This is a genomic window from Sphingomonas abaci (assembly GCF_014199625.1).
Classification (GTDB): Bacteria; Pseudomonadota; Alphaproteobacteria; order Sphingomonadales; family Sphingomonadaceae; genus Sphingomonas; species Sphingomonas abaci.
Genome location: NZ_JACHNY010000001.1, coordinates 291,938 through 316,794, shown reverse-complemented (window position 1 = coordinate 316,794; position 24,857 = coordinate 291,938). Strand labels below are relative to the sequence as shown.

Annotated in this window: 35 protein-coding genes; 32 read left to right on the top strand and 3 right to left on the bottom strand. The window is 66.9% G+C overall.

Annotated features, from left to right (window positions below; translation table 11 throughout):
* Positions 1-52: 52 nt before the first annotated feature.
* The 32 genes from tuf (at position 53) to guaA (ending at position 20,813) form a co-directional block, all read left to right on the top strand.
* On the top strand, positions 53-1,246 hold the full coding sequence (tuf, locus tag GGQ96_RS01360) for an elongation factor Tu (protein ID WP_184110798.1): 1,194 nt from the start codon (positions 53-55) through the stop codon (positions 1,244-1,246).
* A gap of 170 nt (positions 1,247-1,416) precedes the next feature.
* Positions 1,417-1,725 carry a 30S ribosomal protein S10 gene (gene rpsJ / locus GGQ96_RS01355; RefSeq protein WP_007406109.1) on the top strand — a complete coding sequence of 103 codons (309 nt, stop codon included), beginning with the start codon at positions 1,417-1,419 and terminating at the stop codon, positions 1,723-1,725.
* A 214-nt stretch (positions 1,726-1,939) separates the two neighbouring features.
* The gene (gene rplC / locus GGQ96_RS01350; protein ID WP_184110796.1) at positions 1,940-2,695 is read left to right on the top strand and encodes a 50S ribosomal protein L3; all 756 of its coding nucleotides are present in this window, start codon (positions 1,940-1,942) and stop codon (positions 2,693-2,695) included.
* Between the two features lie 3 nt (positions 2,696-2,698).
* A complete protein-coding gene (gene rplD, locus GGQ96_RS01345; RefSeq protein WP_184110794.1) occupies positions 2,699-3,325 on the top strand; it encodes a 50S ribosomal protein L4 in 627 nt (208 codons plus the stop codon).
* Positions 3,318-3,629, top strand: a complete 312-nt coding sequence (locus GGQ96_RS01340; protein ID WP_125994113.1) for a 50S ribosomal protein L23 — start codon at positions 3,318-3,320, stop codon at positions 3,627-3,629. Before rplD ends, GGQ96_RS01340 begins: the two co-directional genes overlap by 8 nt.
* A 5-nt stretch (positions 3,630-3,634) precedes the next feature.
* Positions 3,635-4,483 (top strand): 50S ribosomal protein L2, encoded by an 849-nt coding sequence (gene rplB, locus GGQ96_RS01335; protein WP_184110792.1) that lies wholly within the window; start codon positions 3,635-3,637, stop codon positions 4,481-4,483.
* On the top strand, positions 4,483-4,758 hold the full coding sequence (gene rpsS, locus GGQ96_RS01330; protein ID WP_125994115.1) for a 30S ribosomal protein S19: 276 nt from the start codon (positions 4,483-4,485) through the stop codon (positions 4,756-4,758). The genes rplB and rpsS overlap by 1 nt, the downstream gene beginning before the upstream one ends.
* Positions 4,758-5,135 (top strand): 50S ribosomal protein L22, encoded by a 378-nt coding sequence (rplV, locus tag GGQ96_RS01325; RefSeq protein ID WP_184110790.1) that lies wholly within the window; start codon positions 4,758-4,760, stop codon positions 5,133-5,135. The genes rpsS and rplV overlap by 1 nt, the downstream gene beginning before the upstream one ends.
* Positions 5,135-5,842, top strand: a complete 708-nt coding sequence (gene rpsC / locus GGQ96_RS01320; RefSeq protein ID WP_184110788.1) for a 30S ribosomal protein S3 — start codon at positions 5,135-5,137, stop codon at positions 5,840-5,842. The genes rplV and rpsC overlap by 1 nt, the downstream gene beginning before the upstream one ends.
* Before the next feature lie 12 nt (positions 5,843-5,854).
* Positions 5,855-6,289: a 50S ribosomal protein L16 gene (rplP, locus tag GGQ96_RS01315; protein WP_184110786.1), complete on the top strand. Its 435-nt coding sequence runs from the start codon at positions 5,855-5,857 to the stop codon at positions 6,287-6,289.
* Positions 6,289-6,492: a 50S ribosomal protein L29 gene (gene rpmC, locus GGQ96_RS01310; RefSeq protein WP_184110784.1), complete on the top strand. Its 204-nt coding sequence runs from the start codon at positions 6,289-6,291 to the stop codon at positions 6,490-6,492. The genes rplP and rpmC overlap by 1 nt, the downstream gene beginning before the upstream one ends.
* Positions 6,493-6,504: 12 nt before the next feature.
* Positions 6,505-6,777, top strand: a complete 273-nt coding sequence (gene rpsQ / locus GGQ96_RS01305; RefSeq protein ID WP_125994120.1) for a 30S ribosomal protein S17 — start codon at positions 6,505-6,507, stop codon at positions 6,775-6,777.
* A gap of 181 nt (positions 6,778-6,958) precedes the next feature.
* A complete protein-coding gene (gene rplN / locus GGQ96_RS01300; protein ID WP_017979484.1) occupies positions 6,959-7,327 on the top strand; it encodes a 50S ribosomal protein L14 in 369 nt (122 codons plus the stop codon).
* Entirely contained in the window at positions 7,327-7,644 is a 318-nt protein-coding gene (gene rplX / locus GGQ96_RS01295) for a 50S ribosomal protein L24 (protein ID WP_184110783.1), read from the top strand. Before rplN ends, rplX begins: the two co-directional genes overlap by 1 nt.
* Positions 7,637-8,221: a 50S ribosomal protein L5 gene (rplE, locus tag GGQ96_RS01290; RefSeq protein ID WP_184110782.1), complete on the top strand. Its 585-nt coding sequence runs from the start codon at positions 7,637-7,639 to the stop codon at positions 8,219-8,221. The genes rplX and rplE overlap by 8 nt, the downstream gene beginning before the upstream one ends.
* A 63-nt stretch (positions 8,222-8,284) precedes the next feature.
* Entirely contained in the window at positions 8,285-8,590 is a 306-nt protein-coding gene (rpsN, locus tag GGQ96_RS01285; RefSeq protein ID WP_184110781.1) for a 30S ribosomal protein S14, read from the top strand.
* Positions 8,591-8,600: 10 nt separating this feature from the next.
* A complete protein-coding gene (rpsH, locus tag GGQ96_RS01280) occupies positions 8,601-8,996 on the top strand; it encodes a 30S ribosomal protein S8 (RefSeq protein WP_125994124.1) in 396 nt (131 codons plus the stop codon).
* Positions 8,996-9,529 (top strand): 50S ribosomal protein L6, encoded by a 534-nt coding sequence (rplF, locus tag GGQ96_RS01275; protein ID WP_184110780.1) that lies wholly within the window; start codon positions 8,996-8,998, stop codon positions 9,527-9,529. Before rpsH ends, rplF begins: the two co-directional genes overlap by 1 nt.
* Positions 9,529-9,879 carry a 50S ribosomal protein L18 gene (gene rplR, locus GGQ96_RS01270; protein ID WP_184110779.1) on the top strand — a complete coding sequence of 117 codons (351 nt, stop codon included), beginning with the start codon at positions 9,529-9,531 and terminating at the stop codon, positions 9,877-9,879. The genes rplF and rplR overlap by 1 nt, the downstream gene beginning before the upstream one ends.
* A 2-nt stretch (positions 9,880-9,881) precedes the next feature.
* Positions 9,882-10,682, top strand: coding sequence for a 30S ribosomal protein S5 (gene rpsE, locus GGQ96_RS01265; protein WP_246360000.1), 801 nt, complete (start codon positions 9,882-9,884; stop codon positions 10,680-10,682).
* A 6-nt stretch (positions 10,683-10,688) separates the two neighbouring features.
* Positions 10,689-10,865 carry a 50S ribosomal protein L30 gene (rpmD, locus tag GGQ96_RS01260; protein ID WP_017979476.1) on the top strand — a complete coding sequence of 59 codons (177 nt, stop codon included), beginning with the start codon at positions 10,689-10,691 and terminating at the stop codon, positions 10,863-10,865.
* Positions 10,866-11,033: 168 nt separating this feature from the next.
* A complete protein-coding gene (rplO, locus tag GGQ96_RS01255) occupies positions 11,034-11,576 on the top strand; it encodes a 50S ribosomal protein L15 (protein ID WP_184110778.1) in 543 nt (180 codons plus the stop codon).
* Positions 11,577-11,737: 161 nt separating this feature from the next.
* The gene (gene secY / locus GGQ96_RS01250) at positions 11,738-13,084 is read left to right on the top strand and encodes a preprotein translocase subunit SecY (protein ID WP_184110777.1); all 1,347 of its coding nucleotides are present in this window, start codon (positions 11,738-11,740) and stop codon (positions 13,082-13,084) included.
* 41 nt (positions 13,085-13,125) lie between these two features.
* Positions 13,126-13,770 (top strand): adenylate kinase, encoded by a 645-nt coding sequence (locus tag GGQ96_RS01245; protein ID WP_184112124.1) that lies wholly within the window; start codon positions 13,126-13,128, stop codon positions 13,768-13,770.
* 249 nt (positions 13,771-14,019) lie between these two features.
* The gene (locus tag GGQ96_RS01240; RefSeq protein WP_184110776.1) at positions 14,020-14,712 is read left to right on the top strand and encodes a winged helix-turn-helix domain-containing protein; all 693 of its coding nucleotides are present in this window, start codon (positions 14,020-14,022) and stop codon (positions 14,710-14,712) included.
* Positions 14,712-16,052 carry a sensor histidine kinase gene (locus tag GGQ96_RS01235; RefSeq protein WP_184110774.1) on the top strand — a complete coding sequence of 447 codons (1,341 nt, stop codon included), beginning with the start codon at positions 14,712-14,714 and terminating at the stop codon, positions 16,050-16,052. The genes GGQ96_RS01240 and GGQ96_RS01235 overlap by 1 nt, the downstream gene beginning before the upstream one ends.
* Positions 16,053-16,083: 31 nt before the next feature.
* Positions 16,084-16,326 carry a hypothetical protein gene (locus GGQ96_RS01230; RefSeq protein WP_425506679.1) on the top strand — a complete coding sequence of 81 codons (243 nt, stop codon included), beginning with the start codon at positions 16,084-16,086 and terminating at the stop codon, positions 16,324-16,326.
* 153 nt (positions 16,327-16,479) lie between these two features.
* Positions 16,480-16,848, top strand: coding sequence for a 30S ribosomal protein S13 (rpsM, locus tag GGQ96_RS01225; RefSeq protein WP_184110772.1), 369 nt, complete (start codon positions 16,480-16,482; stop codon positions 16,846-16,848).
* Between the two features lie 104 nt (positions 16,849-16,952).
* Positions 16,953-17,342 carry a 30S ribosomal protein S11 gene (rpsK, locus tag GGQ96_RS01220; protein WP_019516037.1) on the top strand — a complete coding sequence of 130 codons (390 nt, stop codon included), beginning with the start codon at positions 16,953-16,955 and terminating at the stop codon, positions 17,340-17,342.
* Between the two features lie 86 nt (positions 17,343-17,428).
* Complete coding sequence (locus tag GGQ96_RS01215) at positions 17,429-18,493, top strand: DNA-directed RNA polymerase subunit alpha (RefSeq protein WP_184110770.1); 1,065 nt, start codon at positions 17,429-17,431, stop codon at positions 18,491-18,493.
* A gap of 220 nt (positions 18,494-18,713) precedes the next feature.
* Positions 18,714-19,136: a 50S ribosomal protein L17 gene (gene rplQ, locus GGQ96_RS01210; RefSeq protein ID WP_184110768.1), complete on the top strand. Its 423-nt coding sequence runs from the start codon at positions 18,714-18,716 to the stop codon at positions 19,134-19,136.
* Positions 19,137-19,259: 123 nt separating this feature from the next.
* A complete protein-coding gene (gene guaA, locus GGQ96_RS01205; RefSeq protein ID WP_184110766.1) occupies positions 19,260-20,813 on the top strand; it encodes a glutamine-hydrolyzing GMP synthase in 1,554 nt (517 codons plus the stop codon).
* 135 nt (positions 20,814-20,948) lie between these two features.
* Here the strand turns inward: guaA and GGQ96_RS01200 are convergent, their stop codons facing one another.
* Genes GGQ96_RS01200 through uxaC form a run of 3 tightly spaced genes read right to left on the bottom strand, consistent with a single transcriptional unit; the run spans position 20,949 to position 24,722 of the window.
* A complete protein-coding gene (locus GGQ96_RS01200) occupies positions 20,949-22,268 on the bottom strand; it encodes a glycoside hydrolase family 28 protein (RefSeq protein WP_184110764.1) in 1,320 nt (439 codons plus the stop codon).
* A 7-nt stretch (positions 22,269-22,275) separates the two neighbouring features.
* Positions 22,276-23,286 carry a sugar kinase gene (locus GGQ96_RS01195; protein ID WP_184110762.1) on the bottom strand — a complete coding sequence of 337 codons (1,011 nt, stop codon included), beginning with the start codon at positions 23,284-23,286 and terminating at the stop codon, positions 22,276-22,278.
* The gene (gene uxaC, locus GGQ96_RS01190) at positions 23,286-24,722 is read right to left on the bottom strand and encodes a glucuronate isomerase (protein ID WP_184110760.1); all 1,437 of its coding nucleotides are present in this window, start codon (positions 24,720-24,722) and stop codon (positions 23,286-23,288) included. Before uxaC ends, GGQ96_RS01195 begins: the two co-directional genes overlap by 1 nt.
* Positions 24,723-24,857 lie beyond the last annotated feature (135 nt).

Here is a 24,857-nt window from a genome sequence, read left to right as displayed (position 1 = left end):
GCGTTCGCATGGCCTCGGATGCGGCAGCGGATTCGATTCAGAAGGTAGGAAAATGGCAAAGGCAAAATTCGAGCGGACCAAGCCGCACCTCAACATCGGCACCATCGGTCACGTCGACCATGGCAAGACCTCGCTGACCGCGGCGATCACCAAGGTGCTGGCGGAGACCACCGGCGGCACGGCCGTGGACTTCGCGAACATCGACAAGGCGCCGGAAGAGCGTGAGCGCGGCATCACCATCTCGACCGCGCACGTCGAGTATGAGACGACGAACCGCCACTATGCGCACGTCGACTGCCCCGGCCACGCCGACTATGTGAAGAACATGATCACCGGCGCGGCGCAGATGGACGGCGCAATCCTGGTCGTGTCGGCCACGGACGGCCCGATGCCGCAGACCCGCGAGCACATCCTGCTCGCCCGTCAGGTCGGCGTGCCGGCGATGGTCGTGTTCATGAACAAGGTCGACCTGGTCGACGACGAGGAAATCCTCGAGCTGGTCGAGCTGGAAATCCGCGAGCTGCTCAGCTCGTACGAGTTCCCGGGCGACGATATTCCGATCATCAAGGGCTCGGCCACCTGCGCCCTGTCGGGTTCGAACGACAAGTTCGGCAAGGAAGCCGTCACCGCGCTGATGCAGGCCGTTGACGACTACATCCCGCAGCCGGAGCGTCCGCTCGACAAGCCGTTCATGATGCCGATCGAGGACGTGTTCTCGATCTCGGGTCGCGGCACCGTCGTGACCGGCCGCGTCGAGACCGGCGTGGTGAAGGTTGGCGAGGAAGTCGAGATCGTCGGCATCCACCCGACCGTCCGCAAGACCACGGTCACCGGCGTCGAGATGTTCCGCAAGCTGCTGGACCAGGGCCAGGCCGGCGACAACGTCGGTGCGCTGATCCGCGGCGTCGCTCGCGACGAGGTCGAGCGTGGCCAGGTGCTCTGCAAGCCCGGCTCGATCAAGCCGCACACCGACTTCAAGTCGGAAGTGTACGTGCTGTCGAAGGAAGAGGGTGGCCGTCACACGCCGTTCTTCGCCAACTATCGTCCGCAGTTCTACTTCCGCACCACGGACGTGACCGGCACCGTCGAGCTGCCTGAGGGCACCGAGATGGTCATGCCCGGCGACAACGTCGCGCTCGGCATCAAGCTGATCGCGCCGATCGCCATGGACGTCGGCCAGCGTTTCACGATCCGCGAGGGCGGCCGCACCGTCGGCGCCGGCGTCGTCAGCGCGATCGACAAGTAAGCATCACCGCTTAGGCCTGTCCGCAGGTCCGGCCGCCTCGGCCCGCCTTTGAAAAAAGGCGGGGCGGGGCGGTTGCCTTTTTATGAGAGTGGCGCTAATCGCGCCCCTTCACTTTCATCCGCACAGCAAGAGCCCGGCAACGGGCCCGCTCTTTCGCATCGGTAGGGATCATGGACAGCAACATCCGCATTCGCCTGAAGGCGTTCGACCATCGCGTTCTCGACCAGGCGACCGGCGACATCGCCGACACCGCGCGCCGCACCGGCGCCCTCATCCGCGGTCCGATTCCGCTTCCGACGCGCATCGAGAAGTTCACGGTGAACCGTGGGCCGCACATCGACAAGAAGTCGCGCGAGCAGTTCGAGGTCCGCACCTACAAGCGCATGCTCGACATCGTGCAGCCGACCCCGCAGACCGTCGACGCGCTGATGAAGCTCGACCTCGCGGCCGGCGTTGACGTCGAGATCAAGCTGGCCTAAGGGGCCACAGCGCCGCGGTCGACTCCGGTCCCGCGGCGCTCTCGCATTTTGAGATACCGCTGGTGGCTTCGGCTGCCGGGTCAGCGTCTCCCGTCATGTTCTCGCGCTTACGGCACGAGGACAACCAGCCCGGGACGGGGGCACGCTTCGCATTTCCGGGCTGACACGCATGGGTGGAATGGGTCTGCCTGTGCCTCTGTGAGGAGTGTTGGTCATGCGTACCGGCGTGATCGCGAAGAAGATGGGGATGACCCGCCTGTTCCAGGAAGACGGTCGGCACGTGCCGGTCACCGTGCTTCAGCTGGACGGGCTGCAGGTCGTGTCCCGCCGCGAAATGAATACGGACGGCTATACGGCTGTCCAGCTTGGCGCGGGCAGCGCCAAGGCCAAGAACGTCGCCAAGCCGCAGCGCGGCCATTTCGGCAAGGCCGAGGTGGAGCCGAAGGCGGTCCTGGCCGAGTTCCGCGTGACCGAGGACAATCTCCTCGACGTCGGCGCCGAGCTGTCGGCTGACCACTTCGTTGCCGGCCAGCTGGTCGACATCCAGGGTCGCACCCAGGGCAAGGGTTTCGCCGGCGCGATGAAGCGCTGGAACTTCGGCGGTCTGCGCGCGACGCACGGCGTCTCGGTCAGCCACCGTTCGCACGGTTCGACCGGTAACCGCCAGGATCCGGGCCGCGTCTTCAAGAACAAGAAGATGGCCGGTCACATGGGCGACCGCAACCGCACCCAGCAGAACCTCGAGATCGTCGGCACCGACGTCGAGCGCGGCCTGATCTTCGTGAAGGGCTCTGTGCCCGGCTCGAAGGGCGGCTGGCTGTTCGTCAAGGACGCGGTCAAGGTCAAGGCGCACGCCGATGCGCCCTATCCAGCCGGCCTGAAGGCCGTCGCCAGCAACAACAATGCGCCTGCCGAGACGCCCGCCGAGACCGCGGCCGCTCCCGAGGCCACCGAAGGCCAGGAGGGCTAAACAGTGAAGGTCAAGGTTCAGTCCTTTGCCGGCACCGACGCCGCGGACATCGAGCTCAACGACGAGGTCTTCGGCCTCGATCCGCGCGCCGATATCCTGCACCGCGTGGTGACCTGGCAGCTCGAGAAGCGTCGCGCGACCGCGCGCGGCACCCGCGAGCGTGCGGACGTCGCCCGGTCGGGCAAGAAGCTGGGTCGCCAGAAGGGCGGCGGTGTCGCTCGTCACGGCGATCGTCGCGCGCCGGTGTTCATCGGCGGTGGTAAGGCGCACGGCGCCCGCGTCCGCGACTTCAACCCCTCGCTGAACAAGAAGGTTCGCGCGCTGGGTCTGAAGATGGCGCTGTCGAGCCATGCCAAGGCCGGTTCGCTGATCGTCATGGATGCGCTCACCGTCGACGGCAACAAGACCAAGTCGCTCAAGGGCGATCTGGCCAAGCTGGGCTGGGGCAATCGCGCGCTGGTGATCGATGGCGACGCCGTCGAGACGAGCTTCGCGCTGGCCGCGGGCAATCTTCGCGAAGTGGACGTGCTGCCGGCGATCGGCGCCAACGTCTACGACATCATCAAGGCCGATACGCTGGTGCTGACCCGCGCGGCCGTCGAGAAGCTGGAGGCGCGCTTCAATGGCTAAGCCGCAGAACGCTGTCGACATCCGTCACTACGACGTGATCGTCGCGCCGCACATCACCGAGAAGGCGACGCTGCTCAGCGAGCAGAACGCCGTCGTGTTCAAGGTCGCCAACAGCGCGACCAAGCCCGAGATCAAGGCCGCCGTCGAGGCGCTCTTCGATGTCAAGGTTCTGAACGTGAACACGATCGTCCAGAAGGGCAAGACCAAGAAGTGGAAGGGCGCGCCCTACCAGCGGTCGGACATGAAGAAGGCGATCGTCACGCTCGCTGACGGTCAGTCGATCGACGTGACGACGGGGGTCTGAGGATCATGGCACTCAAGCAATACAATCCGACGAGCCCGGCCCGCCGCGGCCTGGTCCTCGTCGACAAGTCGCAGCTCTGGAAGGGCAAGCCGGTCAAGGCGCTCACCGAGGGCAAGAACAAGACCGGCGGTCGCAACAACAAGGGTCACGTGACCAGCCGCGGCATCGCGGGCGGTCACAAGCAGAAGTATCGCTACATCGACTTCAAGCGCCGCAACTGGGGCGTCGAGGGCACGATCGAGCGTTTGGAATATGACCCGAACCGCACCGCCTTCATCGCGCTCGTCAACTATGGCACCGATGCGGACGGCAAGGTCCAGCAGGCCTATATCCTGGCGCCCCAGCGTCTGGGCGTGGGCGACAAGGTGATCGCCGACAAGCGCACCGACGTGAAGCCGGGCAACGCCATGGAGCTCGGCCAGATGCCGGTCGGCACCATCGTCCACAACGTGGAGATGAAGCCGATGAAGGGTGGCCAGATTGCCCGTTCGGCCGGCACCTATGTGCAGGTCGTCGGTCGCGATCGCGGCATGGTCATCGTCCGCCTCAACTCGGGCGAGCAGCGCTATATCCATGGCGAGTGCATGGCCACGGTGGGCGCGGTGTCGAATCCCGACAACCAGAACCAGAATCTCGGCAAGGCCGGTCGGTCGCGCTGGATGGGCTCGCGTCCGCTGACCCGCGGCGTCGCCAAGAACCCGGTCGACCACCCGCACGGCGGTGGTGAAGGCCGGACCTCGGGCGGCCGTCATCCGGTCACTCCGTGGGGCAAGCCGACGAAGGGTGCGCGCACCCGCCACAACAAGGCGACGGACAAGATGATCATCCGTAGCCGCCATGCGAGGAAGAAGTAATGGCTCGCTCTGTCTGGAAGGGCCCGTTCGTCGAGCTCAGCCTGCTGAAGAAGGCTGAAGCCGCGCAGGACGCCGGTGGCCGTGCGCCGATCAAGACCTGGTCGCGTCGCTCCACCATCCTGCCGTCGTTCGTGGGTCTCACGTTCAATGTCTACAACGGCAAGAAGTTCGTGCCGGTGTCGGTCAACGAGGACATGGTCGGCATGAAGCTGGGTGAGTTCGCGCCGACGCGCTACTTCCCGGGTCACGCCGCCGACAAGAAGGGCAAGCGCTGATGAGCAAGCCGCAATCCCCCCGCAAGGTCGGTGACAAGGAAGCGCTGTCGGTCGGCACGCAGATCCGTGGTTCGGCTCAGAAGCTGAACCTGGTCGCGGGCCTGATCCGTGGCAAGAAGGCCGGCGATGCGATGAACATCCTGGCCTTCTCGACCAAGGCGATGGCCGTCGACGCGCGCAAGGTGCTGGCGTCGGCGATCGCCAATGCCGAGAACAACCACAACCTCGACGTCGATGCGCTTGTCGTCGCCGAGGCGTCGGTCGGCAAGTCGATCACGATGAAGCGCTTCGCGACCCGCGGCCGTGGCAAGTCCACCCGCATCCTGAAGCCGTTCAGCCGTCTGCGCATCGTCGTGCGCGAGCAGGAAGAAGCGTAATGGGTCACAAGAGCAATCCGATCGGGATGCGGTTGCAGATCAACCGCACCTGGGACAGCCGCTGGTTCGCCGAAGGCGCGGACTATGGCCGTCTGCTGCTGGAGGATCTGAAGATCCGCCAGTACATCATGAAGAACCTGCCGCAGGCCGCGATCAGCAAGGTCGTGATCGAGCGTCCGGCCAAGCTGTGCCGCATCTCGATCTTTGCGGCGCGTCCCGGCGTCATCATCGGCAAGAAGGGCGGCGACATCGAGAGGCTGCGCAAGACGATCGGGGCGATGACCTCGTCCGACGTCTCGCTCAACATCGTCGAGATTCGCAAGCCGGAGGTCGATGCCCGTCTCGTCGCGCAGGGCATCGCCGACCAGCTGGAGCGCCGCATCGCGTTCCGCCGGGCGATGAAGCGCGCGGTGCAATCGGCGATGCGCCTGGGTGCCGATGGCATCAAGGTGTATTGCGGTGGCCGTCTGGGCGGCGCCGAAATCGCCCGCTCCGAGAGCTATCGCGAAGGTCGCGTTCCGCTGCACACGCTGCGCGCGAACATCGACTATGCCGAGGCCGAGGCGCACACGTCCTACGGCGTGTGCGGCGTCAAGGTCTGGGTCTTCAAGGGCGAGATCCTGGGTCACGACCCGATGGCGACCGACCGGCTCATGATGGAGGCTCAGACCTCCGGCGTGCGCCCGGCGCGCGATGACCGTCGCTAAGGAATAGAAGCAATGCTGCAACCGAAGCGCACCAAGTTCCGCAAGGCGTTCAAGGGCCGCATCCATGGCGACGCGAAGGGGGGCACCGCGCTCAACTTCGGTGCCTATGGCCTGAAGGCGATGGAGCCCGAGCGTCTGACCGCGCGTCAGATCGAGGCCGCCCGCCGCGCCATCACCCGCCACATCCGCCGTCAGGGCCGTTTGTGGATCCGCGTGTTCCCGGACGTGCCGGTCTCGTCCAAGCCCGCCGAAGTCCGCATGGGCTCGGGTAAGGGTTCGCCCGAGTTCTGGGCCGCCCGCGTCAAGCCCGGCCGCATCCTGTTCGAGCTCGACGGTGTCGACGGCCGTCTGGCCGCCGAAGCGTTCGAGCGTGCGGCGATGAAGCTGCCGATCAAGACCAAGGTCGTCGCCCGCCTGGGCGACACCAGCCACCTCGGAGGCGAGTAATGGCCAACACCGACTATAACGGCCAGAGCGACGACCAGCTCAACGAGAGCCTGGCGCAGCTGAAGCGCGAGCAGTTCAACCTCCGCTTCCAGGCGGCGACGAGCCAGCTCGAAAAGCCGAGCCGCGTCCGCGAAGTCCGTCGCGACATCGCGCGCATCAAGACCCTGCAGACGCAGCGCACCCGCGCCGCGTCCGCCAAGTAAGGAACCGAGCACATGCCCAAGCGCGTGCTGACCGGACTGATCGTCTCCGACAAGGGCGACAAGACGGTGGTGGTGAATGTCGAGCGTAAGGTAAAGCACCCGCTCTACGGCAAGATCATCCGCCGCTCGAAGAAGTATCACGCCCATGACGAGGCGAACGAGTACAAGGCCGGCGAGACCGTGCGCATCGAAGAGATCGCGCCGCTCTCCAAGCTGAAGACCTGGAAGGTGATCGAGCGGGTGAACACCCACGCGACCCCCGACCGGGTCGACGTCGACGCCTGATCGCGCGGCCCGGCTCCGGTCGGGCCCGTCATCAAAAGGCAGGAGCGAAGGGCATTGCCTTTCGTGTCCGGAGTGGCTAAAGGCGCCGCTCCCCCTGGTGCGGATTGTCCGCGCCGGGGGTCGTTATTTTTAGGCGGGGTTGGGTCGGTATCCACCCCATGAAGAGAAGGAAGCAGGATCCATGATCCAGATGCAGTCCAATCTCGACGTCGCTGACAACAGCGGCGCGAAGCGGGTTCAGTGCATCAAGGTGCTTGGCGGTTCCAAGCGCCGGACGGCCAGCGTCGGCGACATCATCGTCGTGTCCATCAAGGAAGCGCAGCCCCGCGGCAAGGTGAAGAAGGGTGACGTCCATCGCGCCGTCATCGTCCGCACCGCCAAGGATATCCACCGCGCCGATGGCTCGACCATCCGCTTCGACGGCAACGCCGCAGTCCTGGTCAACAAGAACGAGGAGCCGATCGGAACCCGTATTTTCGGCCCGGTCGTGCGCGAGCTGCGTGGCAAGAAGCACATGAAGATCATCTCGCTGGCTCCGGAGGTGCTGTAATGGGCGCTGCGAAGATCAAGAAGGGCGACAAGGTCGTCGTCCTGTCCGGCAAGGACAAGGGCAAGACCGGCACCGTCACCCAGTCGATGCCGAAGGACGGCAAGGTGATCGTGGGCGGCGTCAACGTCGCGACCCGTCACCGCAAGCCGACCCAGGCGAACCCGCAGGGCGGCCTGGAGAAGGTTGAGGCTCCGCTGCACGTCTCGAAGGTCGCGCACGTGACCGCCGACGGCAAGCCGACCCGCGTCCGTTTCGATACGCAGGACGGCAAGAAGGTCCGCGTGGCCGTGAAGACCGGGGAGAAGATCGATGGCTGATGCCTACAAGCCCCGGATGAAGGGCATTTACGAGGACCGCATCGTCAAGGCGATGCAGGAGAAGTTCGGCTACGAGAACGCGATGCAGATTCCCCGCATCGAGAAGATCGTGCTGAACATGGGCGTCGGCGAGGCCACCCAGGACAAGAAGCGCGTCGACCAGGCTGCGTCCGAAATGGAGTTGATCGCGGGCCAGAAGCCGGTGATCACCAAGGCGAAGAAGTCGATCGCGCAGTTCAAGCTGCGTGAGGGCATGCCGATCGGCGTGAAGGTCACGCTGCGTCGCGAGCGCATGTACGAGTTCCTCGACCGCTTCATCACGATCGCGCTGCCCCGCGTGCGCGACTTCCGTGGCCTGAACCCCAAGAGCTTCGACGGTCGCGGCAACTATGCCTGCGGCATCAAGGAGCAGATCATCTTCCCCGAGATCAACTATGACCGCATCGACAAGGTGCGCGGCATGGATGTGATCGTGACCACCACGGCGAAGACCGACGAGGAGGCGCGCGAGCTGCTTCGTCTGTTCGGCTTCCCGTTCCCGCTGGAAGAGTCCGCCGAAGAGAAGAAGGCGGCCTGACATTCTACCCTCTCTCCCGCTTGATCGGCGGGGGAGGGGCTTTTCAAGGAAGAGCTTAAGTCCATGGCGAAACTGAGTTCGATCAACAAGAACGAGCGTCGCAAGAAGCTGGTTGCGCAGTACGCGCCGAAGCTGGCGAAGCTGAAGGCCCAGGCCAATGACGAGTCGCTGAGCGAGACCGATCGTCTCATCGCGCGTCTCAAGATGGCCGAGCTGCCACGCAACGGCAACCCGACCCGGATCCGCAACCGCTGCGAGACCACCGGCCGTCCGCGCGCCTATTACCGCAAGTTCCGTCTCTGCCGCGTGCAGCTCCGCGATCTGGCCAACAAGGGCCTGATCCCCGGCGTCACCAAGTCGAGCTGGTAAGGATAGTTCAATGGCAGTGACCGATCCCCTGGGTGATTTGCTCACCCGCATCCGCAACGGCCAGCGCGCGCGGAAGGACTCCGTCCTGAGCCCCGCGTCGAAGCTGCGCGTCCGCGTCCTCGACGTGCTGCAGCGCGAAGGCTATATTCGCGGCTATTCCGAAGAGCAGATGGGCCCCGCCGCCGGCGTGCGCATCGAGCTGAAGTATTTCGAGGGCCAGCCCGCGATCAAGCATGTCGCGCGCGTCTCGAAGCCCGGCCGTCGCGTCTATAGCGGTTCGCAGGAGCTGCCCCGCGTCATGAACGGCCTGGGCATCACCATCGTCTCGACGCCCAATGGCGTTCTCTCCGACGCGGAAGCGCGCGAGCAGAATGTCGGCGGCGAAGTGCTTGCGGAGGTCTTCTGATGAGCCGCATTGGTAAGAAGGCCGTCCCGGTTCCGGCCGGCGTGACCGCCGCCATCGCTGACCGCGTCCTGAGCGTGAAGGGCCCCAAGGGCACCCTGACGCTGCCGCTCGCCGACGAGATCACCTATGACGTCCAGGCGGACGGTATCTCGGTGCAGCCGGCGAACGACACGAAGCGCGCCCGTGCCTTCTGGGGCATGCAGCGCACGCTGGTGCAGAACCTGGTGACGGGCGTCACCACCGGCTTCTCGAAGAAGCTGGTCATCACGGGCGTCGGCTATCGCGCCGCGGCCCAGGGCAAGACCCTGAAGCTGCAGCTCGGCTACAGCCACGACGTCAACATCGACGTGCCGGAAGGCCTCGAGGTGAAGACGCCGGACGCCACCACCGTCGAGATCAGCGGCTCGGACAAGCAGAAGGTCGGCCAGCTGGCCGCCGAGATCCGTCGCTGGCGCAAGCCTGAGCCTTATAAGGGCAAGGGCATCAAGTACGACGGCGAGTTCATCTTCCGCAAGGAAGGGAAGAAGAAGTAATGACCAAGGGTCTCTCTCTGTTCGAGAAGCGCCGTCGGCGCAATCGTACCGCGCTCCGTGCGCGCGCCGGGACGCGTCCGCGCCTGTCCGTGCATCGCTCGGGCAAGCACATCTATGCGCAGGTGATCGACGATGTCGCGGGCCGTACGGTCGCGTCGGCCTCGACGCTGGCGGGCCACGAGGGCTCGACGGCGAACTGCGATGCCGCGTCGGCCGTCGGTCGTCGCGTCGCGGAGGCCGCCAAGGCCGCCGGCGTCACCCAGGTCGTGTTCGACCGTGGTGGCTTCCTCTTCCACGGCCGCGTGAAGGCGCTGGCCGAGGCCGCGCGTGAAGCCGGATTGGAGTTCTAAGAATGGCTGATACCAACGATATCCAGTCGCAGCCCGGCGCTCCCGCCGCGGTTGAGGCTTCCGCCGGCGACGCCGGCGCTAACACCGGCAACACCGGTGGCGGCTATCAGGGTCAGGGCGGCGGTCGTGGTCGCGGTGGCCAGGGCGGTCGTGGCGGCCAGGGCGGCGGTCGTGGTGGCCCGGGCGGCAACCGTGGCGGTCGCGACGGTGGTCGCGGTGGGCGTGACGGTCGCGGTCGCGGCGGTCCCGGTCAGGACGATGGCGGCGAGGAGCTGATCGAGAAGCTGGTCCACATCAACCGCGTCTCGAAGACGGTGAAGGGCGGCAAGCGCTTCGGCTTCGCGGCGCTGGTCGTCGTGGGCGACGGCAAGGGCCGGGTCGGCTTCGGTCATGGCAAGGCGCGCGAAGTGCCGGAAGCCATTTCCAAGGCGACTGCCTCGGCGAAGAAGAAGATGGTCCGTGTGCCGCTCAAGGACGGTCGTACGCTGCACCATGACGCGAACGGCCATTTCGGCGCCGGCCGCGTGACGCTTCGCTCGGCCCCGCAGGGCACCGGCATCATCGCCGGCGGTCCGATGCGCGCCATCTTCGAATCGCTCGGCGTCGCTGACGTGGTGACGAAGTCGGTGGGCACGTCGAACCCCTATAACATGATCCGCGCCACCTTCGGCGCCCTGACCGAGCAGACCAGCCCCAAGGCGGTCGCACAGCGTCGTGGCAAGAAGATCGCGGACCTGCTGGGTCGCGGCCAGGGCGCCACGGCGCAGGTGGCCGAGGCGGAAGCCGCGGCGATCACGGAGTAAGCTGACATGGCGACGATCAAGATCAAGCAGACCGGTTCGCCGATCCGCCGCACCAAGGATCAGCGTGCGACGCTGATCGGCCTTGGCCTCAACAAGATGCACAAGGTGAGCGAGCTTGAGGACAGCCCCGAGGTTCGTGGCATGATCCGCAAGGTCCAGCACATGGTCGAAGTGCAGGGCTGAGGCCCCGCATCTCTCATGCGCCGGAAGGGGCGGCGTCGGTTTCGACCGACGCCGCCCTTTTGCATTGTGGCAATGGCGGTGACATCTTCGCTCGACAAGCGGGCGACTCCCCGTTATGGGCCGCCGCTTCCATCCAACAGCGCGTCAAAAGCGAAAGCGAGTGCAATCATGAAGCTCAACGAACTCCGCGACAATCAAGGTGCCCGCAAGTCCAAGATCCGCGTCGGTCGCGGCATCGGCTCGGGCAAGGGCAAGACCGGCGGCCGCGGCGTCAAGGGTCAGAAGAGCCGCGAGGGCGTGTCCATCGCCGGCTTCGAAGGCGGCCAGATGCCGCTCCACATGCGTCTGCCGAAGCGCGGCTTCAACAACATCTTCGCCAAGGACTATGCCGAGGTGAACCTGGGCGCGATCCAGAAGGCGGTCGATGCTGGCAAGCTGTCGACCGACGGCACGATCGACCATGCCGCGCTGAAGGCGGCCGGCTTGGCGCGTGGTGGCAAGGACGGTGTCCGTCTTCTCGCCAAGGGCGATTTCTCGGCGAAGCTGAGCTTCCTGGTCGCGGGCGTCTCGGCCGGTGCGCGCAGCGCCGTTGAGGCGGCCGGCGGTTCGGTCGAAGTGCCGACCGTCGTGCCGGCCGCCGAGAAGGCCGCCGCCAAGAAGGGCGTGAAGTATCGTGAGCGCCAGGCGCACAAGGCGTCGTTCAAGGCCTGATCCGGTAGCGGCCGTCCCGGTGTGACGACGCGGCCACGGTCGCGCGAAGGCCGGGACGGTTCGACCGTGTAGGCATTAGACAAGCCCGCACGGGTGCCTATATGAACGGCGGGAGCGGGCAAACGCATCCCGCCGTTTTTGTTTCCAGGACGAATCATCGCATGGCAACCGCAGCCGACCGAATGGCGCAAAGCATCAGCCTGGGGAAATTCGCCCAGGCCACCGACCTCAAGAAGCGGCTGTGGTTCACCATCGGCGCGCTGATCGTGTTCCGCCTGCTCAGCTATGTGCCGCTGCCGGGCATCGACCCCGTCGGTCTCGCCGGGCTGGCGAGCCGTACGCAGGGAGGCGTGCTCGACTTCTTCAACACCTTCTCGGGCGGCGCGCTCTCGCGTGCCTCGCTGATCGCGCTGGGCGTGATGCCATACATCACCGCGTCGATCGTCGTGCAGCTGGCCACCTCGCTGGTCCCGCAGCTCGCCGCGACCAAGAAGGAAGGCGAGAGCGGCCGCAAGAAGCTGAACCAGTATACCCGCTACGGCACGGTCGCGCTGACCGCGATCCAGGGCTTCTTCATCGCCCGTGGCATGGAAGCGGGCGGGGCGGTGGTCCAGCCGGGAACGATCTTCATCGTCTCGGCGGTGATTAGCCTTATCGGCGGTACCATGTTCCTGATGTGGCTGGGCGAGCAGATCACCAGCCGCGGCATCGGCAACGGCGTGTCGCTGATCATCATGGCCGGCATCGTCGCGCACTTGCCGACGACGCTGTTCAACCTGCTGGAGGGCGGCCGCACCGGCAGCCTCGATCCCCTGCGCCTGATCGGCATCATCGTCGCCGTGATCGGCCTCGTGCTGTTCATTTGCTTCATGGAGCGCGCGCAGCGCCGCATCCTGATCCAGTATCCCAAGCGCCAGACGCAGCGCGGGATGCAGGCGGATCGCAGCCATCTGCCGCTGAAGATCAACACGGCCGGCGTGATCCCGCCGATCTTCGCCTCGTCGCTGCTGCTGATGCCGCTGACGATCAGCCAGTTTGCGGGCCAGCACACCGCCGGCGAGAGCCGTTGGGGCGACTTCATCATCTCGCTCAACCAGTATCTGCAGCATGGCAGCCCGGTCTACATGGCGCTCTACGCCGCCGGCATCATCTTCTTCTCCTTCTTCTACACGGCGGTGGTGTTCAACCCCGAGGAGACGGCGGACAATCTGAAGCGCTATGGCGGCTTCGTGCCGGGCATCCGGCCGGGCAAGAACACGGAAAACTACTTCGACTATGTGCTGACGCGAATCACGGTGATCGGCGCCGCCTATCTGACGGTGATCTGCCTGCTGCCGGAATATCTGGTCAGCGCGCTGTCGATCCCCTTCTATCTGGGCGGCACCAGCCTGCTGATCGTGGTCAACGTGACGATGGACACGGTCACGCAGATCCAGTCGCATCTGCTGGCGCATCAATATGGCGATCTGATCAAGAAGTCGAAGCTGAAGGGCGGGCGCACCCGCTGAGGCGGGCGCATGGCACGGGCGTGAACAAGGGGAATGCGACGGTGAACATCATCCTGCTGGGTCCGCCGGGAGCGGGCAAGGGCACGCAGGCGGCGCGTCTGGTGACGGATCGGGGCATGGTCCAGCTATCGACGGGCGACATGCTGCGCGCGGCGGTGAACGCCGGGACGCCCGTCGGTCAGCAGGCCAAGGCGGTCATGGACGCGGGCGAGCTGGTGTCGGACGCGATCGTCTCTGCGTTGATCGGCGAGCGGCTGGACCAGGGCGTGGCCTCGGGCGCGATCTTCGACGGCTATCCGCGCACCACCGCCCAGGCCGAGGCGCTCGATCTCTTGCTGAGCGAGCGCGGGCAGCGGCTCGACCATGTCGTCGAGCTGGAGGTGGACGAGGCGGCGCTCATCGAGCGGATCGTCGGGCGCTTCACCTGTGCGTCGTGCGGCACCGGCTACCACGACCGGTTCAAGCGGCCGGCGGTCGAGGGCGTGTGCGACGTGTGCGGCTCGTCCGAGTTCAAGCGTCGGCCCGATGACAATGCCGAAACCGTTTCGACGCGCATGGTCGAGTACCGTGCCAAGACCGCGCCGATCCTGCCCTTCTACGAAGCGCGCGGGCTGGTCAGCCGGGTCGATGGCATGGCGGACATGGACGTCGTCGCCGGCCAGATCGCGGCGATCCTGGATCGCTGAGGTCGATGCCCACGGCGCGGCTGGAGATCATGAACATATTGTCATGTCGCCGTCACCGCGCTGATCGATCCCGAGGTCTATCTCTGTCCCATCGCCGGTGAGTTCCGGACGACAGGACCGCCCGCCCGGCGCGGTTCGATCGAGATAGACAGATCGGTGCCCGACACTCCCGGGGGTGCCGTAGGGCCGGCGAGGACTTGGTTCTCGCCGGCCTTTCCCGTTTACGGGAGCCCTCTTACGGAGTCTGTCGTGAACCGGAAGATCCTGATCGTCGAGGATGATGCCTCCACCTCCGCCTATCTGGCCAAGGGACTGGGCGAGGCGGGCTATGCGGTCGAGACCGCCAGCGATGGCCGCGACGGCCTGTTCCTGGCCAGCGAAGGCATATTCGACCTCATCATCGTCGACCGCATGTTGCCGGGGCTGGACGGGCTGGCGATGACCGGCGCGCTGCGGGCGGCGAACATCGCGACGCCGGTGCTGGTGCTGTCCGCGCTCGCCGCGGTCGACGACCGGGTCGACGGGCTCAAGGCGGGCGCCGACGATTATCTGTGCAAGCCCTTCTCCTTCGCCGAACTGTCGGCGCGGATCGAGGCGCTGGTCCGCCGTTCGGACCGGGCGGCATCCGAACCGCAGAAGACCCGGCTGTCGGTCGGCGACCTGGAGATCGATTTGCTCGCGCGCCACGTCACCCGCGCGGGACGCACCATCCCGCTGGGCGCGCGCGAGTTCAACCTGCTGGAGTTCCTGGCTCGCCATGCCGGGCAGGTCGTCACCCGCACGATGATGCTGGAGAAGATCTGGAATTATCACTTCGACCCAGGCTCGAACGTCGTCGACGTCCATATCGGCCGCCTGCGGCGCAAGCTGGAGGAGGGCTTCGGCTCGCCCATCCTGCATACGGTCCGGGGCGCCGGATATCGGTTGGCTTCCGAGGGCTGATGCGGCTGTCGGTCACCGCACGGATCGCCTTGCTCTCGATCACGCTGGCGCTTGCCTCCAATCTCGCGCTGGTCAGTTTTCTGTGGAAGCAGACGCAGGACGTCGCGCTCGCGGCGACCAAGCGCGAGATGATCGAACAATCCGATGCACTGCTGATGATCTGGCGGCAGGGCGGGCTGAAGGCGCTGATCCCTGCGGTGAAGGGCGCGCGGCCGCCCGGTGACAACTCGCTGCTGGTCGCGATCGTCGATGACGAAGGACGACGGTTGGTCGGCGACGCGCCCGCGCGCCTGAGTGTCGCCCTCGGCCGGCAGGGTTTCCGCGTCACGCCGCTGTCGGCCGAGCCGGGATGGGCGGACCGGGACATCGGCTATCTCATCCATCCGATCGGCCGCTACTGGCTGCTGACCGGCAGCAAGCTCGACGTGATCGAGGCGGAGCAGACCGCGATCGAGCGCGCCCTCGCGCTGGCCATCACCCTGTCGCTGGCGCTGGGCGTGGCGGCGGGTCTGGTTCTGGCGCGCTATGTCGGGTCGCGGCTGGACCGGATCGCCGGGGTGATCGAGGCGGCCGGCGATGGCGACCTGTCGCAGCGGGTGCCGACGCTGGCAGGCGGCGACGCGTTCGACCGGCTGGCGGGCGAGCTGAACGCGATGCTCGACAAGATCGCGCGGTTGATGACCGAGCTGCGCGTAGTCACGGACAGCCTGGCGCACGACCTGCGCTCGCCGCTCGCGCGGCTCCGGACCAAGACCGAACAGGCGCTGCTGGTCGCCGACCCCGAGCAACGCGACGCGGCGTTGAGCGGGTTGCTGGTCGAGACCGACCTGGTGATGCGGATGCTGACCACGGTGATCGAGATCAGCCGGTCCGAGTCGGTGTCGCGCGACCGCTTCACCTCGCTGGCGCTGGCCGATCTGGTCGAGGAAATCGGTGAGCTTTACGAGCCGGTGGCCGACGAGGCCGGCATGACGCTGACCGTGGCGATCGACGACCGTCCACAGGCACGTCCGATCCACCGCGAGCTGATGACCCAAGCGATCACCAATCTGGTCGACAATGCGCTGAAACATGCCGCCGGCACCGGTTCGCTGGTGCTGCGGCTGTCGGAGAGTGCGCAGGGGATCGCGATCCAGGTCGAGGATCGCGGACCGGGTATCCCGCCCGATCAGCGAGAGCAGGCGATCAAGCGGTTCGGTCGGCTCGACCGGGCGCGATCGACCCCGGGGGCGGGGCTCGGCCTGTCGTTGATCGAGGCGGTGGCGCGGCTGCATGAAGGGCGGTTCGAGCTCGCCGACAATGCGCCCGGCCTGATCGCGCGAATCGTGCTGCCCGCCTGAGCCGCTTGCGGGAGCGGAACGCAGCCGCCACATGGGGCGGATGGATGCGCTCACCGCTTTCGGCCTGTTCGCGGTGGCCTTCACCCTGGTCTGCTACACGCTGGAGGACCGCGCGCCGTTCTGGACGCTGCTCTTCGCGCTCGGATGCCTGCTCGGCTCGGCCTATGGTTTCCTGCAGGGAGCATGGCCGTTCGGTGTGGTGGAGCTAATCTGGTTCGTCGTGGCGTTGCGACGCTGGGCGAAGCTGCGGCGGCGGGTGGAACCGGTCGCTTGACAGCGCGTTGCGCCGCGCTTACCTGACCCCTTCCATTGCACCGGTTTCCGGCGGCGCTCGTTCGCGTTCGCCGTTTTCCTGTATGGAGCTAACGCGCTGAGATAGCGGTCGTGCTGCCATGCCGGCCGCTGTGGAGCTAGGAGAACTTATACCATGGCACGTATCGCGGGTGTTAACATCCCGACCAACAAGCGCGTGGTCATCGCGCTGACCTACATCCACGGCATCGGTCCCGCCCATGCCAAGGCCATCACCGAGAAGCTGAACATCGCCGCCGAGCGTCGCGTGCAGGACCTGTCGGACCAGGAAGTCCTTCAGATCCGCGAGGCGATCGACGCCGAGTACACCGTGGAAGGCGATCTGCGTCGCCAGACCGCGATGAACATCAAGCGCCTGATGGACCTGGCCTGCTATCGCGGCCTGCGTCACCGCAAGGGCCTGCCGGTCCGCGGCCAGCGCACGCACACCAACGCGCGCACCCGCAAGGGCAAGGCGAAGCCGATCGCGGGCAAGAAGAAGTAAGAAAATCGTCCGGGGACGATTTTCACTTCTTCTCCGCCGGAGGCGGGCTTGCGGCGTACTGCCCGCCGGCCTCCGTACCACGAGATTAAGGTCAGGATTTTAGAATGGCACAAGCACCGCAGCGCATTCGCCGTCGCGAGCGCAAGAACATCACGGCTGGCGTCGCGCACGTCAACGCGAGCTTCAACAACACCATGATCACCATCACCGACGCGCAGGGGAATGCGATCTCCTGGTCGTCGGCCGGCATGATGGGCTTCAAGGGCAGCCGCAAGTCGACGCCCTATGCCGCTCAGGTCGCCGCCGAAGACGCCGGCAAGAAGGCCGCCGAGCATGGTGTCCGCACCCTCGAAGTCGAGGTGAAGGGCCCCGGTTCAGGTCGCGAGTCGGCGCTGCGCGCGCTGCAGGCGGTCGGTTTCCAGATCACGTCGATCCGCGACGTCACGTCGATCCCGCACAATGGCGTGCGGCCGTCCAAGCGTCGCCGCGTCTGACTTCAGGCTCGCCGGCTGACGAGCCGGCGTCCTTTTCTACCTTCGAGGCGGTTTCTCCCCATCCGCCTCCAACCCAGGGGAACCTCGTGGCTGTCAACGCAAAGAACTGGCAGGAACTGAAAAAGCCGAACGGCCTGGAGAAGAAGGGCGGCGACGGCAAGCGCAAGGCGACCTTTGTCGCGGAGCCGCTGGAGCGTGGGTTCGGCCTGACGCTCGGCAACGCGCTGCGCCGGGTGCTCCTGTCCTCGCTGCAGGGCGCGGCGGTGACGTCGATCAAGATCGAGAACGTGCTGCACGAATTCTCGAGCCTGGCCGGCGTGCGCGAGGACGTGACCGATATCGTCCTCAACGTGAAGCAGATCGCGCTGAAGATGCAGGGCGAGGGGCCCAAGCGCCTCCAGCTGTCGGCCACTGGTCCCGCGACCGTCAAGGCCGGCGACATCGCCGTGTCGGGCGACATCGAGGTCATGAACAAGGACCTGGTGATCTGCCATCTGGACGAAGGCGCGACGTTCAACATGGAACTGACCGCCGACGTGGGCAAGGGCTATGTCCCGGCCACCGCCAATCGTCCGGCCGACGCGCCGATCGGCCTGATCCCGGTCGATGCGCTCTACTCGCCGGTGCGCCAGGTGTCGTACAAGGTCGACCCGACCCGCGTCGGGCAGGACCTGGACTATGACAAGCTGACGCTGACCATCGAGACCGACGGCACCGTCACTCCCGAGGACGCGGTGGGCTATGCCGGCCGCATCCTGCAGGACCAGCTCGCGCTGTTCGTGCATTTCGACGACTCGTCCGTCACCCGCGCGGCTCCGGTGGGCCAGGCGGCGGTGCCGGTCGCGGGCGCCGAGCCGGCGGGCGACACCCAGCAGATCAATCGCTACCTTCTCAAGAAGGTGGACGAGCTGGAACTGTCGGTGCGTTCGGCGAACTGCCTGAAGAACGACAACATCATCTATATCGGCGATCTCGTCGGCAAGACCGAGGCGGAAATGCTCCGCACGCCCAATTTCGGCCGCAAGTCCTTGAACGAAATCAAGGAAGTGCTGTCGTCCATGGGTCTGCGCCTGGGCATGGAAATCCCCGGCTGGCCGCCCGAGAACATCGAGGAGATGGCCAAGAAGCTGGAACAGGAGATCATGGGCTGAGCCGCACGCGGATAGCCACGCTATCCGCGAGACGGCCAAGCCCGGCCGGCGGATCGGTCCCGTGCCGATCCGTCCGACGTCCCAGCCGCGGCTTTGCCGCGGCCCGGCTTGTTGAACAATTTTCGACCCTCTTGGTCGAACGGCGATGGTGACGGCCGCTCAACGGTCACCTGCTCTGGGGTTCCGTGACACGGCCCCTTAACGAACGAAGGACTATCCCATGCGTCATCGCGTTGGCGGCCGTAAGCTGCAACGGACCTCGGCTCATCGTATCGCGCTGTTCCGCAACATGTCGGCCGCGCTGATCAAGCATGAGCAGATCACCACCACCGTCGCCAAGGCGAAGGAACTGCGCCCCTATATCGAGAAGCTGGTCACGCTGGCGAAGAAGGGTGGCCTGTCCAACCGTCGTCTGGCCCATGCCCGTCTGCTCGACGACGCGCAGCTCGTGAAGCTGTTCGACGTGCTGGCGGCGCGCTATGCCGATCGCAACGGCGGCTATACGCGCATCATCAAGACCGGCCCGCGCGCCTCGGACGCATCGCCGATGGCGATCATCGAGTTCGTCGATCGCGACGTGTCGGCCAAGGGCCAGGATTCGGGCCCGGTGCTGAGCGACGAGGAATTCGACGACGCGGCCTGATCGCCGCGCGACGATCCAAGAGCGAGAGAGGGCCGCGCTGGCGACAGCGCGGCCCTTTTTCATGGGCTGCCGGTTCGGCGCGGGCCCGGTAGCATCTCGCGGCGTTTCTGCTATGGGGCCGCCATGGAGCATCCCGACACCATCCTCATCGTCGATTTCGGTAGCCAGGTCACCCAGCTCATCGCCCGCCGCGTGCGCGAAGCCGGGGTCTATAGCGAGATCGCCCCTTTCCAGTCCGCCCAGGCCGCGTTCGAGCGTCTGAAGCCAAAGGGCATCATCCTGTCCGGGGGGCCGGCGTCTGTGGTGGACGAGGGCAGCCCGCGCTGCCCGGCCGCGATCCTCGAATCGGGGCTGCCGATCTTCGGCATCTGCTACGGTCAGCAATTGCTCAACGCCCAGCTCGGCGGTCGGGTCGAGAAGGGCAATAGCGGCGAATTCGGCGAGGCGTTCCTCGAGGTGGACGACGCCTGCACGCTGTTCGATGGTTTGTGGCAGGTCGGCGAGCGGCACCAGGTATGGATGAGCCATGGCGACCATGTCGCCGAGCTCGCCCCCGGTTTCCGCCCGGTCGCCTCGTCCAGGGGCGCGCCGTTCGCGATGATGGCGGACGATGCGCGCCGTATCTACGGGATGCAGTTCCACCCCGAGGTCGTGCACACGCCCGACGGCGCGAAGCTGATCGCGAATTTCGTCCGCCATGTCTGCGGGCTCGCCGGCGACTGGACGATGGCCGAGTTCCGCGCCGCCAAGATCGAGGAGATCCGCGCGCAGGTCGGCACGGACAAGGTGATCTGCGGCCTGTCGGGCGGCGTCGACTCGTCGGTCGCGGCGCTGTTGATCCATGAGGCGATCGGCGACCAGCTGACCTGCGTGTTCGTCGACGGCGGCATCCTTCGCGCTGGCGAGGCCGAGCAGGTCGTCAGCCTGTTCCGCGAACATTATCACATCCCGCTGGTCCATGTCGAAGCGCAGGATCTGTTCATGGACGGGCTGAAGGGCGTCACCGATCCGGAGGCGAAGCGCAAGTTCATCGGCAAGACCTTCATCGACGTATTCGAGGCGGAGGCGAACAGGATCGGCGGGGCCAGGTTCCTGGCGCAGGGGACGCTGTACCCGGACGTGATCGAGAGCGTCAGCTTCACCGGCGGCCCATCGGTGACGATCAAGAGCCACCACAATGTCGGCGGCCTGCCGGAACGGATGAACATGGCGCTGGTCGAGCCGCTGCGCGAGCTGTTCAAGGACGAGGTGCGCGTGCTGGGCCGCGAGCTGGGCCTGCCGGACGTGTTCGTCGGCCGCCATCCGTTCCCGGGACCTGGCCTGGCGATCCGCATCCCCGGCGAGGTGACGCGCGAGCGCTGCGACATCCTGCGCAAGGCGGACGCCATCTATCTGGAGGAGATCCGCGCGGCGGGTCTGTACGACGCGATCTGGCAGGCGTTCGCGGTGCTGCTGCCGGTGCGGACCGTCGGCGTGATGGGCGATGCGCGCACCTACGACCATGTCCTGGCGCTGCGCGCGGTGACCTCGACCGATGGCATGACGGCGCAGGCCTTCCAGTTCCCCGGCGACTTCCTGCCGCGCGTGTCGACGCGGATCATCAACGAGGTGAAGGGCGTCAACCGCGTCGTCTACGACTACACCTCCAAGCCCCCAGGCACGATCGAATGGGAATGATCCGGCAATAGCGGACGGCCGGGGGCCGCCCGCCCGGATCATTCGGCGCCGCAAGGCGCCGTGGCCAATCCGGCAATAGCGGACGGCCGGGGGCCGCCCGCCCGGATCACTCGGCGCCGCAAGGCGCTTGCCCGTTCAAGGCAGGTCGCTCTCCGGAAAGGGCAGCCAGGCGGCGGTGCAATCCCGCATCGGCCCCGTCGCAGGCGGGAGGTCGGTGCCGGGAGGCGTAGGTGATACGCCGCCGGGGCCGGCCGCCAGTTGCGCGAAGGCGATGGACCAGCGGGCGTTCGGCGCGAAGCGAACGCCGTCCAGCGTCAGTTGAAGCCGATGGTCGGCGTCGTGGCCGTGCACGACCAATGCGCCGTCGCCGCCCGCGACATCGTGCAGGACGATGTCGCGATACACCGGGATCGCTTCGCCGGTCCTGGTCGCGTCGTAACGCGTGTCGAAGTCGACCGGCCGCTGGTTGCCGCGCAGGCAGACGCCGTCATAGCGGACGCGCGTCACCAGTCCGCCGCGGCTCGCGTCGCTCTTGATGCGCAGGCCGGCGGTGGAGCCGTCCAGCGTCATGTCGTGGACCAGGATGTCGCTGACCCCGGCATTGGTCTCGCTGCCGATGGACAGGCCATGCCCCCAGTAGAGATGATCGTCGAGGATCGACACGTAGCGGGTCGCGCCCTTGCCGGCCTTGATCGCGATATTGTCGTCACCGGTGCGGATGAAGCTGTGGGCGATGGTGATGTCCGTCGATGCGCCGGGATCGATGCCGTCGGTGTTGCGCGCATCGGCGGGCGTGTCGATCCGGATGCCCCAGAAGGTCGCGCCCGCCACCGCATCGAGCGCGACATGGAAGTTGGCCGCGTTGCGCAGGGTGATGCCATGGAAGACGATGTCGCGGGCATGGTCCACCTCGATCAGGCGCGGATTGTTCTGCTGCCCGCCCTGGCGTTGCGCGCGGCGGGCGAGTTGCCACCAGCTTTCGGCATGGCCCGCCATGGTCGCGCCGCCTTGGCCGTCGATCGCCCCCTGGCCGACGATGCCGCCGCCCCGCGTGCCGGTGAAGGAAAGGAAGGGCCGGCAGCCATGGCCCTCAGCCGCGATCGTGCCGCAGGTGCCGCCGCCCCGGTCATAGGCGGCAGGGTCCGACACCGCCGCCAGCACCACCCCCCGGTCGACCCAGAGCGTGACGCCCGATGCCATCCGCAATGGCCGGCTGACGAAGCGTCCGCCCGTCGCCGAGGACACGAGCCGCACCGCCGCACCCGGCGGACAGCGGTCGATCGCGGCCTGCAACCGTCCCGTATCGTCGCCCGTACCGGTGGCGGGTAGGGTCGTGCAGATTTGTGTCGGCGGGAGTGGCTCGGTGACAATACGGCGATCCTGCGCCTGCGCACCGATCGAAACTATCGACGCGCCCGCCAACCCGAGCCTGACGAACCGACGAAGCTGCCTCATCCCGCCTCTACCGTCGGACGTCGAGCCCGCCTGCGACGAACGCGTCGATATCCGCTTGGCGGAATAGCGCGGCATCCCCCGGCAGCGAATGCTTGAGCGCGGCGAGCGCCAGCCCGATCCGTGCCGCGCCCAGACTGTCCTGCCCGGACCGGAGCCCGTGCAGCACGCCCGCCGCGAAGGCGTCGCCGCCCCCGATGCGGTCGACGATGCCGGCGATCAGCACCTCGTCGGTCTGGGCATGACCGTCGCGCGTGTCGATCCGGGCGGACAGGCGGTTGCTGTCGACCTGATCGACATGGCGCGCGGTCGAGGCGATCGTCCGCAGCCGGGGGAAGGCATCGAAGGCCGCCTCGGCCGCGGCGCGGCGGCGATCCTCGCCCGCGCCGGCGAAATCGTCGCGGCCGAGCAGCAGCGCGATGTCGCGATGGTTGCCGAACATCAGGTCGGCATGCGCGACGATGCGGCGCAGGATCGCGCGGGGATCGCCGTCCCAGCGGGCCCAGAGCTTGCCGCGCCAATTGCCGTCGAACGACAGGGCGATGCCGCGCGCGCTGGCGGCCTCGGCCGCGGCGATCGCCGTCTCGGCGGGCACGGGCCCCAGCGCCGGGGTGATGCCGGACAGGTGCAGCCGGTCGACGCCCGCCAGCATGGCGTCCCAGTCCCAGGCCGCCGTGGGCGCCTCGGCGAAGGACGACCAGGCGCGGTCATAGACCACCTCGGTCGCGCGCAGCCCCGCGCCGGAGGTGACGAAATACAGCCCCATCCGCTCGCCGCCGGTCTGGATGTGGCGCACGTCGACGCCGTGCCCGCGCAACGTGTCGATCGCCGCGCGGCCCAGGTCGTTGTCGGGCACGCGGCTGGCCATGCCGACGTCATGACCCAGCCGGGCGAGCTGGGTCGCGACATTCGCCTCCGCGCCGGCGACCCACACGTCGAACCGCGGGGTCTGCATCAGCAGCTCGCGCCCCGGCGGCGAGAGGCGGAGCATGATCTCGCCGAACGCCAGGAACCGGCCCATCACGCGGTCGCCCCGATGCCGCCATCCAGCCGATAGGCGCGGCGGACCAGGCCGCTGGTCAGCTCCTGCGCCAGCTCCGCCGCCTCCCAATCCTCCAGCCGATGCTCGGCGACCAGTCGGGCCAGGAAGGCGCAGTCGACGCGGCGCGCGACATCGTGCCGGGCCGGGATCGACAGGAAGGCGCGGGTGTCGTCGTTGAAGCCGACCGTGTTGTAGAAACCCGCGGTCTCGGTCGTCATCTCGCGGAAGCGACGCATCCCCTCCGGGGAATCGTGGAACCACCAGGCCGGGCCCAGCTTCAGGCAGGGATAGTGGCCGGCGAGCGGCGCGAGTTCGCGCGCATAGGCGCTCTCGTCCAGCGTAAAGAGGATGATGGTCAGGTTCGGATCGGTGCCGACCACGTCGAGCATGGGCTTCAGCGCCGCGACATAGTCGGTACGCATCGGGATGTCGGCGCCCTTGTCGCGGCCATGGCTGGCGAACAGCCCGGCATTATGGTTGCGGAAGCTGCCGGGATGGATCTGCATCACCATGCCGTCTTCCGCCGACATACGCGCCATCTCGGTCAGCATCTGGCCGCGGAACAGCTCGGCATCGGCCGCGTCCCAGGTGCCGCCGGTGATGCGCGCGAACAGTGCCTCGCACTCGGCGGTGGAGAGGTTGGCGGTGCGTGCGGACGGGTGGCCATGATCGGTCGCGGTTGCGCCGGCCGCGCGGAAATCGGCGCGGCGCCGTCGATGCGCGGCGAGATAGCCCTGCCAGCTGCCGACATCCTCGTTCGTGAGCTCGGCGAAGCGCCGCATCGCGCCCGCGAACTGCTCATGCTCGACGTCGATCACGCCATCGGGGCGATAGGTGGTGACGACGCGGCCCTGCCAGCCCGACGCCCGGATCGCGTGATGCGCGTCCAGATCGTCCTGCGCACCTTCGGTGGTGGCCAGGAAATCGATATGGAACCGGTCGAACAGCGCGCGCGGCCGGAAGGCGGGGGTGGCCAGTGCCTCGCCGATCGCGTCGAAATACAGGTCGGCGGTCGCAGCTTCCAGCGCAACGTCCAGGCCGAACACCTGAGTGAAGACATGGTCGAGCCACAGGCGCGACGGCGTGCCCCGGAACAGCGGGTAATGCTCCGCCAGCACCCGCCAGGCGGCGCGCGGGTCGGTCGCGGGTTGGCCGGCCCTGGACGGGATCGCCAGGGCGTCCAGCGATATGCCCTGCGAATAGAGCATCCGGAATAGATAATGGTCGGGCGCGAGCAAAAGGCTGGTCGCGTCGGTCCAGGGTGCGTCGGTGGCGAACCAGCGCGGATCGGTATGGCCGTGCGGGCTGACGATCGGCAGCGTGGCCACCGTCGCATAGAGGCTGCGGGCGATGGCGCGGGTGGCGGGATCGGCGGGGAACAGGCGGTCGGGGTGGAGTTCCAGGCGGCGGGTCACGATTATCCTCTCTGGTCACGCGCCGCCCGTGGCGGATCGTCGGGCCGGGGTGGTAGGCACGGGGCCAGGGGCAAGTCAATCGGACCGGGCCGGACTTGCCCGGGCAGGCCCGGCGCGGCAGGGAGAGGCCGGACG

Excerpts from the sequence above, each read along its gene's own strand:
- tuf (WP_184110798.1), top strand. The coding sequence starts at position 53 with ATGGCAAAGGCAAAATTCGAGCGGACCAAGCCGCACCTCAACATCGGC.
- rpsJ (WP_007406109.1), top strand. The coding sequence starts at position 1,417 with ATGGACAGCAACATCCGCATTCGCCTGAAGGCGTTCGACCATCGCGTT.
- rplC (WP_184110796.1), top strand. The coding sequence starts at position 1,940 with ATGCGTACCGGCGTGATCGCGAAGAAGATGGGGATGACCCGCCTGTTC.
- GGQ96_RS01340 (WP_125994113.1), top strand. The coding sequence starts at position 3,318 with ATGGCTAAGCCGCAGAACGCTGTCGACATCCGTCACTACGACGTGATC.
- rplB (WP_184110792.1), top strand. The coding sequence starts at position 3,635 with ATGGCACTCAAGCAATACAATCCGACGAGCCCGGCCCGCCGCGGCCTG.
- rpsS (WP_125994115.1), top strand. The coding sequence starts at position 4,483 with ATGGCTCGCTCTGTCTGGAAGGGCCCGTTCGTCGAGCTCAGCCTGCTG.
- rplV (WP_184110790.1), top strand. The coding sequence starts at position 4,758 with ATGAGCAAGCCGCAATCCCCCCGCAAGGTCGGTGACAAGGAAGCGCTG.
- rpsC (WP_184110788.1), top strand. The coding sequence starts at position 5,135 with ATGGGTCACAAGAGCAATCCGATCGGGATGCGGTTGCAGATCAACCGC.
- rplP (WP_184110786.1), top strand. The coding sequence starts at position 5,855 with ATGCTGCAACCGAAGCGCACCAAGTTCCGCAAGGCGTTCAAGGGCCGC.
- rpmC (WP_184110784.1), top strand. The coding sequence starts at position 6,289 with ATGGCCAACACCGACTATAACGGCCAGAGCGACGACCAGCTCAACGAG.
- rpsQ (WP_125994120.1), top strand. The coding sequence starts at position 6,505 with ATGCCCAAGCGCGTGCTGACCGGACTGATCGTCTCCGACAAGGGCGAC.
- rplN (WP_017979484.1), top strand. The coding sequence starts at position 6,959 with ATGATCCAGATGCAGTCCAATCTCGACGTCGCTGACAACAGCGGCGCG.
- rplX (WP_184110783.1), top strand. The coding sequence starts at position 7,327 with ATGGGCGCTGCGAAGATCAAGAAGGGCGACAAGGTCGTCGTCCTGTCC.
- rplE (WP_184110782.1), top strand. The coding sequence starts at position 7,637 with ATGGCTGATGCCTACAAGCCCCGGATGAAGGGCATTTACGAGGACCGC.
- rpsN (WP_184110781.1), top strand. The coding sequence starts at position 8,285 with ATGGCGAAACTGAGTTCGATCAACAAGAACGAGCGTCGCAAGAAGCTG.
- rpsH (WP_125994124.1), top strand. The coding sequence starts at position 8,601 with ATGGCAGTGACCGATCCCCTGGGTGATTTGCTCACCCGCATCCGCAAC.
- rplF (WP_184110780.1), top strand. The coding sequence starts at position 8,996 with ATGAGCCGCATTGGTAAGAAGGCCGTCCCGGTTCCGGCCGGCGTGACC.
- rplR (WP_184110779.1), top strand. The coding sequence starts at position 9,529 with ATGACCAAGGGTCTCTCTCTGTTCGAGAAGCGCCGTCGGCGCAATCGT.
- rpsE (WP_246360000.1), top strand. The coding sequence starts at position 9,882 with ATGGCTGATACCAACGATATCCAGTCGCAGCCCGGCGCTCCCGCCGCG.
- rpmD (WP_017979476.1), top strand. The coding sequence starts at position 10,689 with ATGGCGACGATCAAGATCAAGCAGACCGGTTCGCCGATCCGCCGCACC.
- rplO (WP_184110778.1), top strand. The coding sequence starts at position 11,034 with ATGAAGCTCAACGAACTCCGCGACAATCAAGGTGCCCGCAAGTCCAAG.
- secY (WP_184110777.1), top strand. The coding sequence starts at position 11,738 with ATGGCAACCGCAGCCGACCGAATGGCGCAAAGCATCAGCCTGGGGAAA.
- GGQ96_RS01235 (WP_184110774.1), top strand. The coding sequence starts at position 14,712 with ATGCGGCTGTCGGTCACCGCACGGATCGCCTTGCTCTCGATCACGCTG.
- GGQ96_RS01230 (WP_425506679.1), top strand. The coding sequence starts at position 16,084 with ATGGGGCGGATGGATGCGCTCACCGCTTTCGGCCTGTTCGCGGTGGCC.
- rpsM (WP_184110772.1), top strand. The coding sequence starts at position 16,480 with ATGGCACGTATCGCGGGTGTTAACATCCCGACCAACAAGCGCGTGGTC.
- rpsK (WP_019516037.1), top strand. The coding sequence starts at position 16,953 with ATGGCACAAGCACCGCAGCGCATTCGCCGTCGCGAGCGCAAGAACATC.
- rplQ (WP_184110768.1), top strand. The coding sequence starts at position 18,714 with ATGCGTCATCGCGTTGGCGGCCGTAAGCTGCAACGGACCTCGGCTCAT.
- guaA (WP_184110766.1), top strand. The coding sequence starts at position 19,260 with ATGGAGCATCCCGACACCATCCTCATCGTCGATTTCGGTAGCCAGGTC.
- GGQ96_RS01200 (WP_184110764.1), bottom strand. The coding sequence starts at position 22,268 with ATGAGGCAGCTTCGTCGGTTCGTCAGGCTCGGGTTGGCGGGCGCGTCG.
- GGQ96_RS01195 (WP_184110762.1), bottom strand. The coding sequence starts at position 23,286 with ATGGGCCGGTTCCTGGCGTTCGGCGAGATCATGCTCCGCCTCTCGCCG.